Consider the following 14,777-nt stretch of genomic DNA (forward strand, 5'->3'; position numbering starts at 1 on the left):
GGCCTACGCCGGCATCCGGGCCTGGAACTGCCGCGACTGCCAGTCCCGCAGCGCCTGCTTGATCCGTACGTTCTCGTCGCGGGTCATCGCCAGCTCGGCCCGCACCGTGGCCAGCTCGTCGGCGACCAGGTGCAGGAAGGCGCGTACCTCGGCCGGGTCGAGACCGCGCCGGGTGCGGTCCAGGAACTGCCGGTCGCGGACCAGCCCGGGGCTGATCGACGGCCGGGCCGCGCCGCGGTAGTGGTGGGTGCCGGCGTTGCGGGTGTGCGGCCGGGACTGCCGCCGGGTACGCCGGGGAAACAGGACGAGGTGGAGAAGCCTGCGCACGGTGGAACCGCCTTTCGCATTTCGACGGGATCGCTGTCAGGGTGTTTATGATCAGGAGTGAGATTCGGGGGTACGGCCGTCGCGCTCGACGACGCCGGGCCGCCGCAAGGCGTGTTTGAACACCGACAGCAGCATCATCTGGCCGGTGCGGGGGCCGCTGACGAAGGTACCCATCACCGCGATCATGGTCACGTGCGGAATGTCGTGGCCGTGCCGCAGATGTGACACCCGGATCGCCACCGGGCCGTTGCCGAATGCCCAGTCTTCGGCGCGCAGCCGCAGCACGTCGCCGACCTTGATCAACGGTTCACCGGACAATTTCGCACCACCCTCCGCCGCTGCCACTCCGGCCGTCGTCGCTGCTCTCCGGCGGGTGCGGGAACTCCGGCGGCGACAGGCCGGCGACGGTGAGCACGGTCCGGATCCGCCGGGCCCGTGGCACGTCGCGCCGGTCGAGGATCGCCAGGGCCATGGTGAACGGTGCGCAGAACGCCACCGATCCGCACGTCGGGCATTCGCCGATCCGCCTCGGCAGATGCTTCTCGGCGGTCTCCCTTGCGTGCCGCAACACCGGGTCGTCGTCCGGATCCGCCCCGGCGGCCACCACCTTATTGATCATCGAATCCCTCCCGATTTTTCTGCTGTCAGCAGATCCACCCTGGACCCGCAGCGCCAGCAGTGGAAGGATTCCCACTAACAGAACCCGTTCCGAAACTTCGATCTTGAATCGGGAAGGACCGGTAATTCGTGAGCAGCAACGGGGTTCCTCGCACTCTCAAGTTCCTCCGCACCCTCAACGGAGGCATGACCCAGGAGCAGTTGGCGCAACGGTTGAGCGTCTCCACCTCGCTTATCGCCAAGTTCGAGACGGCCCGGCAGATCCCCTTGCCGGACACCGCCGAGCAGATCGACGATGTCTTCGGCAGCGGCACCCTGGTGCAGGAGACCGCCGCGGACGCTCGCAACGCCGTCCCGCCGGACTGGTTCCAGCCGTGGCCGGAGTACGAGGCCCAGGCCGAGATGCTGCGCTGGTATGAGCCAACCTACGTCCCCGGGCTGTTGCAGACCGAGGCGTACGCCCGCGCGGTGCTCGCCGTCGGCCTGCACCCGCCGGAGGTGGCCGAGCAGCGGCTGGCGCACCGGCTGGCCCGCCAGGTGACCGTCTTCGACCGCCGGACGCCGCCGGTCACCTCGTTCATCGTCGACGAGGCCGCGCTCCGCCGGGGCGACCCGGTGGTGATGAAGGAGCAGTTGCTGCACCTGGTCAACATGTCGCGGAGCGACCGGGTGCTGCTGCACGTGGTGCCGGTCGACGCCGGGCTATACGCCGGACAATCCGGCAATTTCATTCTTGCCACGCTGCCGGACGGGGCGACGGTCGCCTACACGGAGAACCCGGTGGACGGCCGCACCTACGAGGAGCCGGCGAAGGTCGCCGCCCTCGTCAACGTCTGGGAGGCGATACGCTCGGTGGCATTGCCCCAAGACATGTCCCGAGACCTGATCGCGAGAATGGCAGAGGAGCTATGACCCAGCCAGCGTGGCGCACCGCCAGCCGCAGCAACAGCAACGGCGGCGCATGTGTCGAGGTCGCCGACAACCTGCCGGGCCGGGTGCTGGTCCGCGACAGCAAGGACCGCACCGGCGGCACCCTCACCTTCACCCCTACCGCCTGGTCCACCTTCGTCACCCAGGCCAGCACCACCCGACCCTGACCGACCCGACGCAGCGCTGCGGCCCTGCCCTGCGCCTATGCCGGGCCAAGGCAGGACCGCAGCGCCGGTCGACACTTCCCACCCCCGGCTGGTCACCCGGGCCAGTCGCCTGATCGCGAGGATCGGCAGGCAAGCTATGACCCAGCCAGCGTGGCGCACCGCCAGCCGCAGCAACAGCAACGGCGGCGAATGCGTCGAAGTCGCCGACAACCTGCCCGGCCAGGTACTGGTCCGCGACAGCAAGAACCGCACCGGCGGCACCCTCACCTTCACCCCCACCGCCTGGTCAACCTTCATCACCCAGGCCGCCACCACCCGACCCTGACCAACCCGACACCGTCCTCCTTGGAGGAGGACGCAGAGCCGGCGCGCATCAGCGCTGACCTATCCGCCGGATGCATCCGCCACTCGACGTGACGGACGTCGGCCCTCAGCACGTCCGAGCGGCCGCACTCGCCGCCGAGAGTCCGTACAACTTCAGTGATTTTGGACATGCCGTGGTGCTTGGCGCGCTGTCGCGCCGATGACGGGATGTGAAGGGATTTAACCGGGCGGAAGTGTCGAGCAGCGATCGCTCTACTGGCCGCTCGGTGATACGGTCGTCCGTGCTTCGTCGCGGCAAGGCAGGCGGTCAGACGCAGGCAGGGAGCCAAGCAATGCCGGCAGTCTGCCGAACACGAGGGGAAGGCCGCCCAGGTCGCTGATCCCGACCCATCCGATGTCGTCATGCTCCTCCGGTGCATGGTTGGTGGGAGAGCCGACCCAGTCCCTGATGTGCCAGACGCCCACATGGAGGGCGTCCTCGCCGCTGCCGGCATGCAGGTCGCCCAACCGTGACGAGGACTCCGCCGCAATGCGAATCCCCAGCTCCTCATGCATCTCACGCGCGAGGGCCTGTAGTTCCGACTCACCCGCTTCGACATGCCCCCCGGGCAGATCCCACAGATCCGGGTATGCCCGGCGGTTCGGACTGCGGTGCACCAGCAGGACCGCGCCGTTCTCCACGAGTGCGCCGCAGACGACAAGATGCATAATCGGATTAGAGCACAGGGATAGGTGTCGGCGTACGGCTTCGAGTGCAGAGCCGGGTACACCACCGAGTACACGGCAGCTATCGACATCTGCAAGTGCGGCTGTGGCTCGCGGCCGAGCTTGCTCTGCAACAAGCAACTACAGTCAGTCATGTTGGTCGGCCCGGTCGCGTCCGGATTTGCCGATGAGCGGATGTTGAACCGCATCAAGTCCTCGTGGCCTGAGAGGTGAGCCAACCGTGCAACGTCGTGGCCAGTTGTACGGGCTGGTCAAGCTGGACCAGGTGACCCGCCCCATCGATCAGCTCGAGTTGAGCGCCCGGGATGAGTTCTGTCAGTAGGTGAGCACGGTCGACAGGGATCCACGTGTCGTTCTTGCCCCACACCACCAGAACGGGCAAGTCCAGACGCGGGTAGAGACCCTGAATCTCGTCCGTATAGATTTGGTCCGCCTGGGCGATCTGTCGGTAGAACGCGGCTTGCCCGTCGGTGTCCAGCCAGGGAGAAACGAGGTCCTGCATCTGGCTAGGCGTCAGGCCCATGTGACTGGCGCCTGCGATGTAGGCCCGGAGCGCTCCTTCGTGGACGGCCTTTGGCAACGCGCTGAAAGCTTCGGCGTTGTCGCGCACAAGCCGGAAGAAGTCCGACCCCCAGGCAGCCAGCGCCACCACGTCGACGAGCGCCAACGACGCGAACGAACAGCCGTGCAAGAGAAGGGCCCTCAACGCGACGGCGCCGCCGTAGTCGTGAGCTACGACATGTGGGGACGGCAGCTCCCAATGCGAGACGAGGTCAGCCAGTAACTCACCCTGGACGTCCAGAGACACCCGGTGATCTGGAAACTTTGAGGACTGCCCGTAACCGGGCATATCCCACAGGTGAACCGTAAACTGGGCGCTCAGAGCCTCGGCGTAGGGGCCCCACAACTGCGAGGACCACGGCGTCCCATGGCAGAACACGACGTCGGGCCCAGAACCCGTCCGACACCATCGGACCTCACGTCCGCGCCACTCGAACTCTTCCGTCAGATGCACCCGGCCAACATTGCCAGACGATCGCCCATCCCCTGAACATCCGCACATGCCGCGAGCCACGCGTCACGGAAAGCTGACCGGCTCGGACGTACGCCGACTCCCGCGCCGAGCACCACGTCCTGCTCGACCAGGATTTCGACGGCGTACTCGCCGGGTGACACGGTCTGGGCGGACGCTTAGTGGGCGACTTCGCCGGCGGGGAAGCCCTCTGGCGGTTCGGCGGCCACCAGTCGACCGCTGCCCCAGCCGTCGTTCCGGTCGGAAGTGCGGCGGCCGGGATGTCCGGCCCGATCCGATCATGCCCCACCAATCGCCGTCGAGCCCGGCGTGCGTCGGGCTGTCACGCCCCGGCACGTTGTCGAGTGGAGGGTCCGGGCACGTCATCCCCGATGAATTACGTGCCTGGACCCTCCACTCGACGCGTACCGACAGGCGCGGGAAGAGGCGATGCACACGCTGCCCCGTAGCGCCCGAACAACTCGGCCCCCTTCACCGCCGCTGGGCTGCCGGCGTCGAGGCTCAGCAGACAAGTTGGACGGCGACCAGCTGGACCTCGTCCCACCGGTCAGAGTCTGCGGGCGACCAGCATGCCCAGCGGCGGCCGGTCCGGCGCCGGCGCAGTCTGCTCGACGGTCACCAGGACCTGGAAACCGGTTCCGGTCAGCAACCGCGCCACCTCAGCCGGCCGCTGCCGGTGGAAGCTCAGGTCGATCCGCTTACCCTCGAACTCGTCCCGGTGCCGAACGTGGTCGCCGATCTGGAAGGCCAACATCAGGTAGCCGCCCGGCACCAGCACCCGATGGAACTCGGCGAACGCCTCCGGCCGCCGCTGCCACGGCAGATGGATGATCGAGAAGAAGGCGAGCAACCCGCCGAGCCCACCGTCGGGCAGATCCAGATCGAGCATCGAGCCGACCTCGAACCGCAGCCCCGGGTACGCCCGGCGGGCGTGGTCGATCATGCCCGGGGACAGGTCGACACCGAACGCGTCCAGCCCGTGCCCGGCCAACAGCACGGTGACCCGGCCCGGCCCGCAGCCGACATCGGCGACCGCCGTGTTACCTGTCGAGCGCACCAGCTCGGCGAACATGCCCAGCATGGCCCGGTCCAGCGGTGACTCGTCCAGCTCCGACTTCACCGCCTCGGCGTACTCGCCGACGATCGCGTCGTAGGAGTCACGGGTGGTGGTCAGGAAGTCGGCGTCGGACACCCTCAGTACGTTACCCGTTCTCATCCTTCTCCCATGATGGCGTGATTTGATCAGCAGACATGGGCAACGCATCGGCGCGCATCCTGGTCGTCGACGACCAGCCGAACATCGTCGACATGCTGGTCACCGTGCTCACCTTCCACGGCTTCGCCGTCGACTCCGCGACCACCGTGGCGCAGGCGGAGCAGCTCGCCGAGTCGGGTAGGCCGGATCTCGTCGTACTCGACGTGATGCTGCCCGACGGCGACGGCTTCGACCTGTGCCGACGGCTACGGCAACGCGGCCACCGGTTCGGCATCGTCTTCCTGACCGCCCGCGACGCCCGCCGCGACCTGGTCTCCGGTCTCACCCTCGGCGGTGACGACTACCTGACCAAGCCGTTCGCGGTGGAGGAACTGCTGGCCCGGGTACGGGCGGTGCTGCGCCGGGTCGGCTCCGGTCCCGCTGGGCGCGACGGTCCCGCCGGCCGAGACGGTCCCGCCGGGCCGGGGGATCCGGCTGGGACGGCTGGCCGGGCCGGGCCCGTGCTGCGCTACGCCGACCTGGAGCTGGACGAGGACACGCTGCTGGTGCAACGGGCCGGCACCCCGGTCCAGTTGTCGCCGACCGAGTTCAAACTGTTGCGCTACCTGATGCTCAACTCCGGCCGGGTGCTGTCCCGCAGTCAGATCCTGGAGGCGGTGTGGCGCTACGACTTCGGCGGCGAGTCGAACGTCGTCGACACCTACATCGGCTACCTGCGCCGCAAACTGGACCCGCTGGGCGAGCCTCTGATCGTCACCCACCGCGGCTTCGGCTACGCGCTGCGTACCGCCGTGCAGGGGTGAGCCGTGCTGCCGCGCAGCCGCACCCGCCGGGCACCGCACGGTCGCACCCGGCGGGCGCCACGCTGGTCGCTGCGCGGGTCACTGATCGCCGCCACCGTCGCGCTCACCTGCGCCGCGCTGCTGATCACCGGCGTGGTCAGCGCGGTCGCGTTGCGCCAGCAGCTGATGAACCGAATCGACGAGCAGCTCACCACCGCCGCCGCGCTGGTCGCCAGCGGCAGCCGGCAGATCGCCCGGGTCGGCGAACGGGACCTGCGGGACCAGACGGTACGCGCGGTGATCGGCCCCACCGAGTTCCTGGTGGAGATCCGGACCGCAGACGGCGAGCTGACCCGGTTCGCGTCCACCGCGCCGGTGCCGGCGACCCCGCTGCTGGACGCCGCACCGGCCCCGCCGCCCGGCGGGCGGTCCCCGCTGACCAGCATCACCACCCCAGAAGGGGGGTACCGGGTGGTGACCGTCGACACCGCCCCCGCCGTGGTGCTGCTGGGGCTGCCGCTGGCCCCGGTCCGGGAGACCGTGGCACGGCTGCTCGGCATCGAGGTGCTGGTATCGGTGGCGGTCGCCGTACTGCTGGCGTTTCTGGCCCGGATGCTGATCGTGGCCCGGATGCGGCCGTTGGACGACATCGCACGGACCGCCGACGCGATCGCCGGTGGGCAGTTGGACCGCCGGGTGCCGATCACCGACGACCCCCGACGGGTACGGCGTACCGAAGCCGGCCGGCTGACCCTGGCGGTGAACGGCATGCTGGACCGGATCCTCGCCGCGCTGGCCGTGCGGGAGCGTTCCGAGCAGCGGATGCGGTCGTTCGTCGCGGACGCGTCGCACGAGCTGCGCACCCCGCTGACCGTGATCCGCGGCTACACCCAGCTGCTGCGCGGCGACATGGTCGACGAGCAGCGCCGGCCGGACGTGCTGCGCCGGCTCGACGACGAGGCCGCCCGGATGTCCAAGATGGTGTCCGATCTGCTGTTTCTGGCCCGATTGGACGCCGAGCCGCAGTTGCGGGACGAGCCGGTCGACATCGCCGTGCTGGCCCGCGACGCGGTCGCCGACGCGCTCGCTGTCGAGCCGCAACGGGTGATCGCGTTGGACTCGCCGCCGCATCTGCTCGTCGCCGGCGACACTGACGCGCTGCGGCGGGTGCTGGCGAACCTGCTGGCCAACGTACGGGCGCACACGCCGGTCGAGGCGAACGCCGAGGTGTCGGTGCGCGCCGCCGCCGGCCGGGTGCGGGTGGCGGTGTCGGACACCGGGCCGGGGCTGACGCCGGAGGCCGCCGAACGGGTCTTCGACCGCTTCTACCGGGTAGGCGCGGCGGGCGGCGCCACCGAGGGCAGCGGGCTCGGGCTGGCGATCGTCGCCGACGCGGTACGGGCTCTCGGTGGCGAGGTCGGTGCCGACACCGCTCCCGGCGGCGGGACCACCATCTGGTTCACCGTCCCCGCTGGACCGGCCGGTGCCGCTGGCGTCACTCGTAGTGGTAGCGGCATGAAATGACAGTGATTGCCCCCTGCTCGACCGCGTACACCAGACGGTGCTCATCGTCGATGCGCCGCGACCGCAGGCCGGCAAGGTTGTTCCGAAGAATCTCGGGCTTGCCGATGCCTGGCCCGTCAGGGTCCCGCTTGATGTCGGAAATCAAGGCGTTGATTCGCCTCAGCGTCTTGCGGTCCTGGGTCTGCCAGTACAGGTAGTCGGCCCAGGCGTTGTCGGTCCAGGTGAGCTTCACTCGTCGAGACCCAGGTCACGCTCGACGGCGGTCCCGGCCCGCCACTGATCGATGCTCTCCATCAGGTGATTCGCGTTGGCAGGCGTCCGGAGCAGGTAGTTCGTCTCCATGATCGAATCCCAGTCCTCCTTGCTCACCAGCACTGCGTTGCCCCGCTTGGAGACGATCTCTATCGGGGTGTGGTCCTCGTTGACCCGCTCGATGAGCGGGAACAGGGTCTTACGGGCCTCGCTCGCACTGATCGCCGCCGCCACGACTCCTCCTCAATCTTGTACCGGATACGGTACCACTTACCGGACTCCGCTGCCAGGATGCTCCCTCGCACCCCCGTAGCGGCTTGCGGTTGACGAGCAGCGCCGGGCGGGAGTGTCGCGGTGACGTCGGCGGGCACAGCGGGTACGGTCTCCGGACGTGGCGACGAAACCGGCGAACCAGGCCGCCGCGCGGGCGGCGGCGCTTGAGGCCGACGCGGAGGAGTATCCGGACGAGCGGGCCGAGCTCCTGCTGGAAGCGGCCGAGGCGTGGCGGGTGGCCGGCCAACTCGACCGGGCACGCAAGCTGCTGGCCGAGCTGATCGCGGCGGGCGGCGAGGACGGCTGTTACGCGCGGTGCGACCTGGCCGGCATCGAGTTCGAAGCCGGGGCGGAGAGCGAGGCGTACGAGGAGCTGGCCCGGCTCGCCCACGACCCCGACCTGGGTCAGGCGCAGTGCACCCTTGTCGCCGAGTTGCTGGCTGAACGCGGTGACCTGCCGGCGGCGCTGGAATGGTACGACCGGGCCGTCGCTCGCCTGACCTCCGAGGACATCGAGGCGCTGCGCGGGCCGAACGGCTGGATGCGGATGTCGTCGGTGCTGGTCAGGGCCCGGCGCGAGGTCCGGCGCCAGCTCGGGTTGCCGGCCGACGCCACCGACGAGATCGCCCCGGCGGCACCGGCGCAGCGGATGGCCGAGTCGACCGGACTGCCGACGACCCTGGATGAGGCGCGTGAGCACTTCGAGTCGGGTCGGATACCCGATAAGTTGCGGCTGCTGGTGTTTCAGCGCGCCGAGCGGGCCGAGGCCCGCCGCCGGTGGCCCGACGCGTACGTCGACCCTGACGAGGAGTACTTCCCGGCGGCGGAGCGTCGCTGGCGCGGCTTGGCCGAGAGCGGGGTGCCGGCGATCCGCGTGGTGCCGGCCACGGTTGCCGGGTTGTCGGAGTTCGCCGAGCGGATCGGTGAGTCGCCGCTCGACTCGGCGGTCAAGACCCGGTACGCCAGGCTGGCCGCCGACCAGGACACGATCGTCTGGCCACCGGGACGCAACGATCCGTGCTGGTGCGGGTCGGGCGCCAAGTACAAGAAGTGCTGCGGCCGAGCAGGCCTGGGCTCGTAACGCCGCCGGCAAACCAGATCAACGGACCTCGCCCTCGCGGGCCTCGATCAGCAGGTCCAGCGGTGACGCGTCCTCAGGTACGTCGTAACGCGGGAGTTGGTCCAGGTCGTTCGTTGTGGTCGTGACGAGTTTGATCAAGCCCTTGGCTACTAACGGCTCATAGCGGCTGAGAGCGGCTGGATCAGACAACCCGGCCTCCTCGCTGCATCTACGACTCGACCACCGTACCTACGCCCAAGCCGCTGCCAGAAACGACAGGGACTCAGTTCATAACGGGTTCTCATCGAACTCACGTCCGGCTTGCACCCCGGCCGGGTGTGATCGGGGCATGCGTATCTGGAGACCTCGCAACCGGCGAGGATGGCTGCTGCTCACCGCGGCGCTGCTGGTCCCCGGGAGTCTCGTCGTCGCGGACCGGATCGCCGCCGGCGTGGTCGGCGGCCGGCTCGCCGACGCCGCCGCCTGCGTCCTCGGGCTGGCCGAGCCGCCGCAGGTCGACGTACACGGCTTCCCGTTCGTGACGCAGGCGTTGGCCGGCCGGTTCGCCGGTCTCACCGTCACCGCCGACCGCTTCGGCGACAGCGAGCTGCCGATCGCCGGGGTCACCGCAGAGGTACGCGACGTCGAGATCGACGGCGGCCTGACGGCGGCCGGTGCCAGCTCCGCCGGCTCGGACCCGGTCGAGATCCGGATCGGTCAGCTGCACGCCGCGCTCACGGTCGACCTCACGCGACTGGACGCGCTGGCCGACAACCGGGCCGGCGGCGGGACTGACGAAGAATCGGCAGACTCTTTCGGCGGACTGCTTTCCGGGGCCGACGTGCAGGTTCGCGGCAGCGACAGCGGCCAGCTGATCGTCGACGTGACAGCGACGATCTTCGGCCAGGCCGTGCCGGTGACCGTGTACGCCGTACCCGTGCTCGACGGCCGCATGTTGCGGATCGAGCCGGTGGAGGTCGAGGTGTTCGGGCTGCGCCGCTCCGCTGACCAGCTGGCCGGTGCCCTCGGCGCCGGTGCCCTCGGGGAGCGCCGGATCGATCGGGAGCTGCCCGAACTGCCGGCCGGGCTGGCGTACCACGGACTGACCGCGACCGCCGACGGGCTGCGCCTGGAGATCACCGGCGAGTCCGTCGCCGTCGGCGGGGACGGCCTACGGCCCGCCGGACGGGCGACGCCGGCAGCCACCGACACCTGCGGGGAGGCGGCGTGAACACGGTGGAGACCGGTGCCGTGCACCGGATGATGGGCGCGCTCGGCAGTGCGGTGGTACGGCGGCCGTGGTGGGTGATCAGCGCCTGGTTGCTGGTGGCCGTCACGGTGGCCGCGTTGATCGCCGGCTTCGGCCGGCCGACCGAGGAGGACGTCTCGCTGCCCGGCAGTGACGGCCAGATCGGGCGGGACCTGGCCGACGAGCACTTCCGCGGCAGCGACGAGGCCAGCGGGCAGTTGATCTTCAAGGCCGGCAGCGGACGGTTGGACGATCCGGCGAACGCCGCTGCGGTCACCGCCGCGCTGGACCGGGTCGGGCAGGCACCGCACGTGGTGTCGGTGGCACCGCCGGCAGCCGCAGCCGGCACGATCAGCGCCGACGGCACGATCGGCTACGCGACCGTACGGCTGGATGTCGGCCCGCGTTCGGTCACCCGGCAGATGTCCGACGACATCGTCGACGCCGCCGCGCCGGCCCGCGACGCTGGCATCGAGGCCGTGCCCGGCGGTGCGCTGGCCCGCCACGACGCCGCGACGCACACCAGCGAACTGCTCGGTCTCGGGGTCGCGGTGATCGTGCTGGTGCTGGTCTTCGGTGGGCTGGTCGCTGCCGCGTTGCCGCTGTTCACCGGGCTGCTCACGCTGCTGATCGGGGTCGGCGCGGTCGGGCTGGCCGGGCATCTGACCGACATGCCGGGGGTGGCGAGCACCCTGGCCACGATGATCGGTCTCGGTGTCGGCATCGACTACGCACTGTTCCTGGTCACCCGCTACCGGGCGCTGCTCGACGACGGCATGGCGGTCCGGTCGGCGGTCGTCGCCACGGTCGCCTCGTCGGGCAGCGCGGTGCTGTTCGCCGGCGGTACGGTCATCGTCGCGCTCGGCGGGCTGGCCGTCGCTCAGGTGCCGATCCTCACCACGCTGGGCTGGACGGCCGGGCTGGTGGTGCTGGTCGCGGTGGCCGCCGCCACCACTCTGCTGCCGGCGCTGCTGGCCCTGCTCGGTTCCCGGATCGGCGCGCTGCGCGTCCCCGGCCTGCGTCGGCGCGGTGACGGCGGCGCTTTCTGGGGGCGGCTGGCCGGCCGGGTCACCCGCCGCCCCGGCCGCTACGCCCTCGGCACGACCGTCCTGCTGGCCCTGCTGGCGGCACCGACGCTGGGGTTGCAGCTCGGGCAGACCGACCCCGGCGACGATCTGCCGGGCAGCCCGACGCGGGTCGGCTACGACCTGATGGCGGAGGGGTTCGGGCCGGGGGTCAACGGCGTGCTCAGTGTGGTCGTCGAGTGGGATGCGGCGGCCGCCGGGCCGGATGACCCGCGCGTGCTGGCGCTGCGTCAGGAACTGGCCGCCACCGACGGCGTCGCGGCGGTCGCAGTACCGGCCGTCTCCGACGACGGTCGGGTGAGCATGTTGCGGGCTCAGCCGACCACCGCCCCCAGCGATCCGGCCACGGTGGACACTGTGGCGGCGTTGCGGGACGTCCAGCCGGACGGCGGGCAGCTGCACGTCACCGGCGCGGCGGCGATCAAGTCCGACCTCACCGAACGGGTCGCCGACCGGATGCCGTGGGTGATCGCCGTGGTGGTGGCGCTCTCCGCGTTGCTGCTGCTGTTCGCGTTCCGGGCGCCCGTGCTCGCGGTCAAGGCGGCGGTGATGAACCTGCTGTCGGTCGGTGCCGCATACGGGGCGCTGGTCGCGGTGTTCGTCTGGGGCTGGGGGACCGCAGTGACCGGCCTGGACGGCCCGGTGCAGGTCGAGTCGTACGTTCCGATGATGCTGTTCGCGCTGCTCTTCGGCCTCTCGATGGACTACGAGGTGTTCCTTCTGACGGCGGTCGGTGAGAGCTGGCAACGGACCGGTGACAACCTGCTGTCGGTCCGCACCGGGCTGGCCGCCACCGGCCGGGTGATCACCTCGGCCGCGTTGATCATGATCTGCGTCTTCGCCAGCTTCATGCTCAACCCGAGCCCGGTGATCAAGATGTTCGGGCTGGGGATGGCGGTGGCGATCGCAGTGGACGCCACGATCATCCGTGGCCTGCTGGTACCGGCCACGATGGCGCTGCTCGGCCGAGCCAACTGGTGGCGCCCCGGCGCGGGCAGGCCGGCCGCCGGGGACACCCAGGCGGGCACCCAGCGCGACGAACTGCTACCGGTCGGCGAAGCGAGCCAACCACTCGACGCAGCAACCGGGCTGCCGTTCAGCACCGACGGTAACCCACCATAGTATGCCTGGTGGACCAGATCACGGGGGGTGCGGTGGCTGGGCGGCTGGCAAACCGACTGGGAACGGCCCGCGAGGAGGCGTTCGTCGGCCGTACTGCTGAACTGGACGCCTTCCAGGACGCACTCGCCGGCACGCCCGACGGATGTCCAGTGTGGTTCGTGCACGGCCCCGGCGGCATCGGCAAGTCCATGTTGCTGCGTCGGTTCGCCGCCCTCGCCCGCGACGCCGGCCGAATCGTCGTCCAGGTCGACGGTGCCGGCATCGACCCCTCCCCGGCCGGATTCACCGCAGCCGCCTACGCCGCGCTCAGCGGTGCGCCGGCCGTCCTGCTCGTTGACACGTTCGAACGCTGCCAGGGCCTGGAAGGCTGGCTGCGGGACCGGTTCCTGCCGCGCATCCCGGACGGCGTCGTCGTGGTGGTCGCCGGCCGGCAGGCACCGGACTGCGAGTGGCAGGCCGACCTCGGCTGGTCCGGCGTACTGCGGGTGGAGAGCCTCGGCGGTCTGCCGCCGGACGCGGCCACCGAGCTGTTGGACCGGCGCGGCGTACCGCGTGAGCTCTGGGAGGCGGTGCTGCGCTTCGCCGGCGGCCATCCGCTCGCGCTCAACCTCTCCGCCGCGGTCGCGGTCGGCGACCGGCGGGCCGCCGCCACCTGGACACCGACCCCGGACGTCGTCGCAACGCTGCTGCACCACCTGGTCGGCGAGGTGCCGTCGGCGCAGCATCGGCTCGCGCTGGAGACCTGCTCACACGCGCTGACCACCACCGAGGACCTGCTGCGTTCGGTGGTCGGCGAGGCGGCGGCGGAGCTGTTCGCCTGGCTGCGCCGGCTACCATTCGTTGAAAGTGGCCGTGATGGGGTCGTCCCGCACGACGTGGTACGCAGTGTGCTGGACGCGGATCTGCGCTGGCGGGACCCGCACGGCTACCAGGTGATGCACGCCCGGGTGGCGGCCCACCTGCTGCACCGGGCGCGGGCCGCCAGCGGCGAGGCCGTGCTGCCGGCGGTCCGCTCGCTGTACCACATCCTGCAGGACACCGCCGTGATGGCGCCGTTCGCGCTGCGCCACGGCGGCGGCGCGGTCTACCCGGACCAGATGGCACCCGGCGACCACGCCACCCTGCGGCGGATCGTGCGGGAATCCGGCGACGGCACCGACCAGCTGGTCGGCTTCTGGCTGGACCGCCAACCGGAGGCGTTCGACGTTTACCGGCGCTCGCTCGACGGAGCCGTCGCCGGGTTCCAGGTGACACTGCGGCTGACCGGCCCGGATCCGGACGAGATCGCCGCCGACCCGGTGGTCGCGGCGGTCTGGCGGCATGCCGCAGCCGCGCCACCCCGGGCCGGCGAACACATCCTGCTCACCCGGTTCAGCTACCCGCTGGCGGCGCGGCGGCGCTCCGCGGTCCGGGATCTGATGCACGTCCGGACCCTGCAGTGGTGGATTCGGTCGCAGCGGCTCGCCTGGTCGTTCCTCACGCTGGCCGACGAGGCGGTCGGGGTGGCCGAGTTCATCGACCACCAGCCGGTCCGGCCCCGGCCGGTGGTGGACGGCCGGGCGTACGACCTGTACGCACACGACTGGCGGGCGGTCCCGGTGGACGTGTGGGCGGCCCGGGTGACCGCGTGGCCGCTGACCGCCGCGCCGGCCCGGTCCTCGACCGGCGCGACCACCGCCGTCGCGACCCCGGTCCACACGGTGCTGTCCCGGCCCGACTTCGACGCGGCGGTCCGGTCGGCGCTGCGGCGGCTGCACGACGGGTCGGCACTGCGGGCCAACCCGTTGACCCGCAGCCGGCTGGTGGTCGACCCCGGGGGTGGCTCCGCCGCCGATCAGTCGAGCGTCCGGGACCCGGTGGACACGCTGCGAACGCTGCTGACCGACGCGGCGGAGTCGCTGCGGCATGACCCCCGCGACGCCAAGCTGCACCGGGTGCTGTCCGCCACCTACCTCGCCGGGCCGACCACCCAGGAGGCGGCGGCGGACCGGCTCGGCTTAGCGACCAGCACGTACAAGCGGCATCTGCGGGCCGCCGTCGACCGGGTCTGTGAGCTGTTGTGGCGCCGGGAGTCGTGACCCGACCGTCG

Annotated in this window: 18 protein-coding genes; 9 read left to right on the forward strand and 9 right to left on the reverse strand. The window is 70.6% G+C overall.

Annotated features, from left to right (window positions below; translation table 11 throughout):
• Positions 1-3: 3 nt before the first annotated feature.
• The 3 genes from ACFHWT_RS26165 to ACFHWT_RS26175 all read right to left on the reverse strand — a co-directional run bounded on the left by ACFHWT_RS26165 (position 4) and on the right by ACFHWT_RS26175 (position 946).
• Complete coding sequence (locus ACFHWT_RS26165; protein WP_416597373.1) at positions 4-303, reverse strand: DivIVA domain-containing protein; 300 nt, start codon at positions 301-303, stop codon at positions 4-6.
• A 75-nt stretch (positions 304-378) separates the two neighbouring features.
• Positions 379-645: a hypothetical protein gene (locus ACFHWT_RS26170; protein WP_416597346.1), complete on the reverse strand. Its 267-nt coding sequence runs from the start codon at positions 643-645 to the stop codon at positions 379-381.
• Positions 635-946: a hypothetical protein gene (locus tag ACFHWT_RS26175; RefSeq protein WP_416597347.1), complete on the reverse strand. Its 312-nt coding sequence runs from the start codon at positions 944-946 to the stop codon at positions 635-637. Before ACFHWT_RS26175 ends, ACFHWT_RS26170 begins: the two co-directional genes overlap by 11 nt.
• A 128-nt stretch (positions 947-1,074) precedes the next feature.
• On the opposite strand from ACFHWT_RS26175, the gene ACFHWT_RS26180 reads away from it, so the two are divergent.
• The 3 genes from ACFHWT_RS26180 to ACFHWT_RS26190 all read left to right on the forward strand — a co-directional run bounded on the left by ACFHWT_RS26180 (position 1,075) and on the right by ACFHWT_RS26190 (position 2,367).
• Positions 1,075-1,857: a helix-turn-helix domain-containing protein gene (locus ACFHWT_RS26180; RefSeq protein ID WP_416597348.1), complete on the forward strand. Its 783-nt coding sequence runs from the start codon at positions 1,075-1,077 to the stop codon at positions 1,855-1,857.
• Complete coding sequence (locus tag ACFHWT_RS26185) at positions 1,854-2,042, forward strand: DUF397 domain-containing protein (RefSeq protein WP_416597349.1); 189 nt, start codon at positions 1,854-1,856, stop codon at positions 2,040-2,042. Before ACFHWT_RS26180 ends, ACFHWT_RS26185 begins: the two co-directional genes overlap by 4 nt.
• Positions 2,043-2,178: 136 nt before the next feature.
• Positions 2,179-2,367 carry a DUF397 domain-containing protein gene (locus ACFHWT_RS26190; protein WP_416597350.1) on the forward strand — a complete coding sequence of 63 codons (189 nt, stop codon included), beginning with the start codon at positions 2,179-2,181 and terminating at the stop codon, positions 2,365-2,367.
• Between the two features lie 251 nt (positions 2,368-2,618).
• Here ACFHWT_RS26190 and ACFHWT_RS26195 read toward each other — a convergent pair whose 3' ends face one another.
• From ACFHWT_RS26195 to ACFHWT_RS26205, 3 genes are all read right to left on the reverse strand, one after another.
• Positions 2,619-3,074: an NUDIX domain-containing protein gene (locus ACFHWT_RS26195; RefSeq protein ID WP_416597351.1), complete on the reverse strand. Its 456-nt coding sequence runs from the start codon at positions 3,072-3,074 to the stop codon at positions 2,619-2,621.
• Between the two features lie 205 nt (positions 3,075-3,279).
• Positions 3,280-4,032 carry an alpha/beta fold hydrolase gene (locus ACFHWT_RS26200; protein WP_416597374.1) on the reverse strand — a complete coding sequence of 251 codons (753 nt, stop codon included), beginning with the start codon at positions 4,030-4,032 and terminating at the stop codon, positions 3,280-3,282.
• 640 nt (positions 4,033-4,672) lie between these two features.
• On the reverse strand, positions 4,673-5,317 hold the full coding sequence (locus tag ACFHWT_RS26205; protein ID WP_416597352.1) for a methyltransferase domain-containing protein: 645 nt from the start codon (positions 5,315-5,317) through the stop codon (positions 4,673-4,675).
• A 59-nt stretch (positions 5,318-5,376) separates the two neighbouring features.
• On the opposite strand from ACFHWT_RS26205, the gene ACFHWT_RS26210 reads away from it, so the two are divergent.
• Together ACFHWT_RS26210 and ACFHWT_RS26215 are read left to right on the forward strand one after the other, a co-directional pair.
• Positions 5,377-6,144, forward strand: coding sequence for a response regulator transcription factor (locus ACFHWT_RS26210; RefSeq protein ID WP_416597353.1), 768 nt, complete (start codon positions 5,377-5,379; stop codon positions 6,142-6,144).
• A gap of 3 nt (positions 6,145-6,147) precedes the next feature.
• Complete coding sequence (locus ACFHWT_RS26215) at positions 6,148-7,647, forward strand: sensor histidine kinase (protein WP_416597354.1); 1,500 nt, start codon at positions 6,148-6,150, stop codon at positions 7,645-7,647.
• Here the strand turns inward: ACFHWT_RS26215 and ACFHWT_RS26220 are convergent.
• Together ACFHWT_RS26220 and ACFHWT_RS26225 are read right to left on the reverse strand one after the other, a co-directional pair.
• Entirely contained in the window at positions 7,619-7,879 is a 261-nt protein-coding gene (locus tag ACFHWT_RS26220) for a Txe/YoeB family addiction module toxin (RefSeq protein WP_416569481.1), read from the reverse strand. The two genes, ACFHWT_RS26215 and ACFHWT_RS26220, sit on opposite strands and share 29 nt — an antisense overlap.
• Positions 7,876-8,133, reverse strand: coding sequence for a type II toxin-antitoxin system Phd/YefM family antitoxin (locus ACFHWT_RS26225; RefSeq protein ID WP_278173223.1), 258 nt, complete (start codon positions 8,131-8,133; stop codon positions 7,876-7,878). The genes ACFHWT_RS26220 and ACFHWT_RS26225 overlap by 4 nt, the downstream gene beginning before the upstream one ends.
• A gap of 157 nt (positions 8,134-8,290) precedes the next feature.
• Here ACFHWT_RS26225 and ACFHWT_RS26230 point away from each other — a divergent pair, with 157 nt between their 5' ends.
• Positions 8,291-9,253, forward strand: a complete 963-nt coding sequence (locus ACFHWT_RS26230; RefSeq protein ID WP_416597355.1) for an SEC-C metal-binding domain-containing protein — start codon at positions 8,291-8,293, stop codon at positions 9,251-9,253.
• A gap of 18 nt (positions 9,254-9,271) precedes the next feature.
• Here ACFHWT_RS26230 and ACFHWT_RS26235 read toward each other — a convergent pair whose 3' ends face one another.
• Entirely contained in the window at positions 9,272-9,442 is a 171-nt protein-coding gene (locus ACFHWT_RS26235) for a hypothetical protein (protein WP_416597356.1), read from the reverse strand.
• A 139-nt stretch (positions 9,443-9,581) separates the two neighbouring features.
• Between ACFHWT_RS26235 and ACFHWT_RS26240 the strand changes: the two genes are divergently transcribed.
• The 3 genes from ACFHWT_RS26240 to ACFHWT_RS26250 are packed head-to-tail and all read left to right on the forward strand — an operon-like array spanning position 9,582 to position 14,766.
• Positions 9,582-10,463 (forward strand): DUF2993 domain-containing protein, encoded by an 882-nt coding sequence (locus ACFHWT_RS26240; RefSeq protein ID WP_416597357.1) that lies wholly within the window; start codon positions 9,582-9,584, stop codon positions 10,461-10,463.
• Positions 10,460-12,688: an MMPL family transporter gene (locus ACFHWT_RS26245; protein WP_416597358.1), complete on the forward strand. Its 2,229-nt coding sequence runs from the start codon at positions 10,460-10,462 to the stop codon at positions 12,686-12,688. Before ACFHWT_RS26240 ends, ACFHWT_RS26245 begins: the two co-directional genes overlap by 4 nt.
• A gap of 8 nt (positions 12,689-12,696) precedes the next feature.
• Entirely contained in the window at positions 12,697-14,766 is a 2,070-nt protein-coding gene (locus ACFHWT_RS26250; RefSeq protein WP_416597359.1) for an AAA family ATPase, read from the forward strand.
• The last annotated feature ends 11 nt before the right edge of the window (positions 14,767-14,777 follow it).

The organism is Micromonospora sp. LOL_021 (assembly GCF_048060215.1).
Classification (GTDB): domain Bacteria; phylum Actinomycetota; class Actinomycetes; order Mycobacteriales; family Micromonosporaceae; genus Micromonospora_E.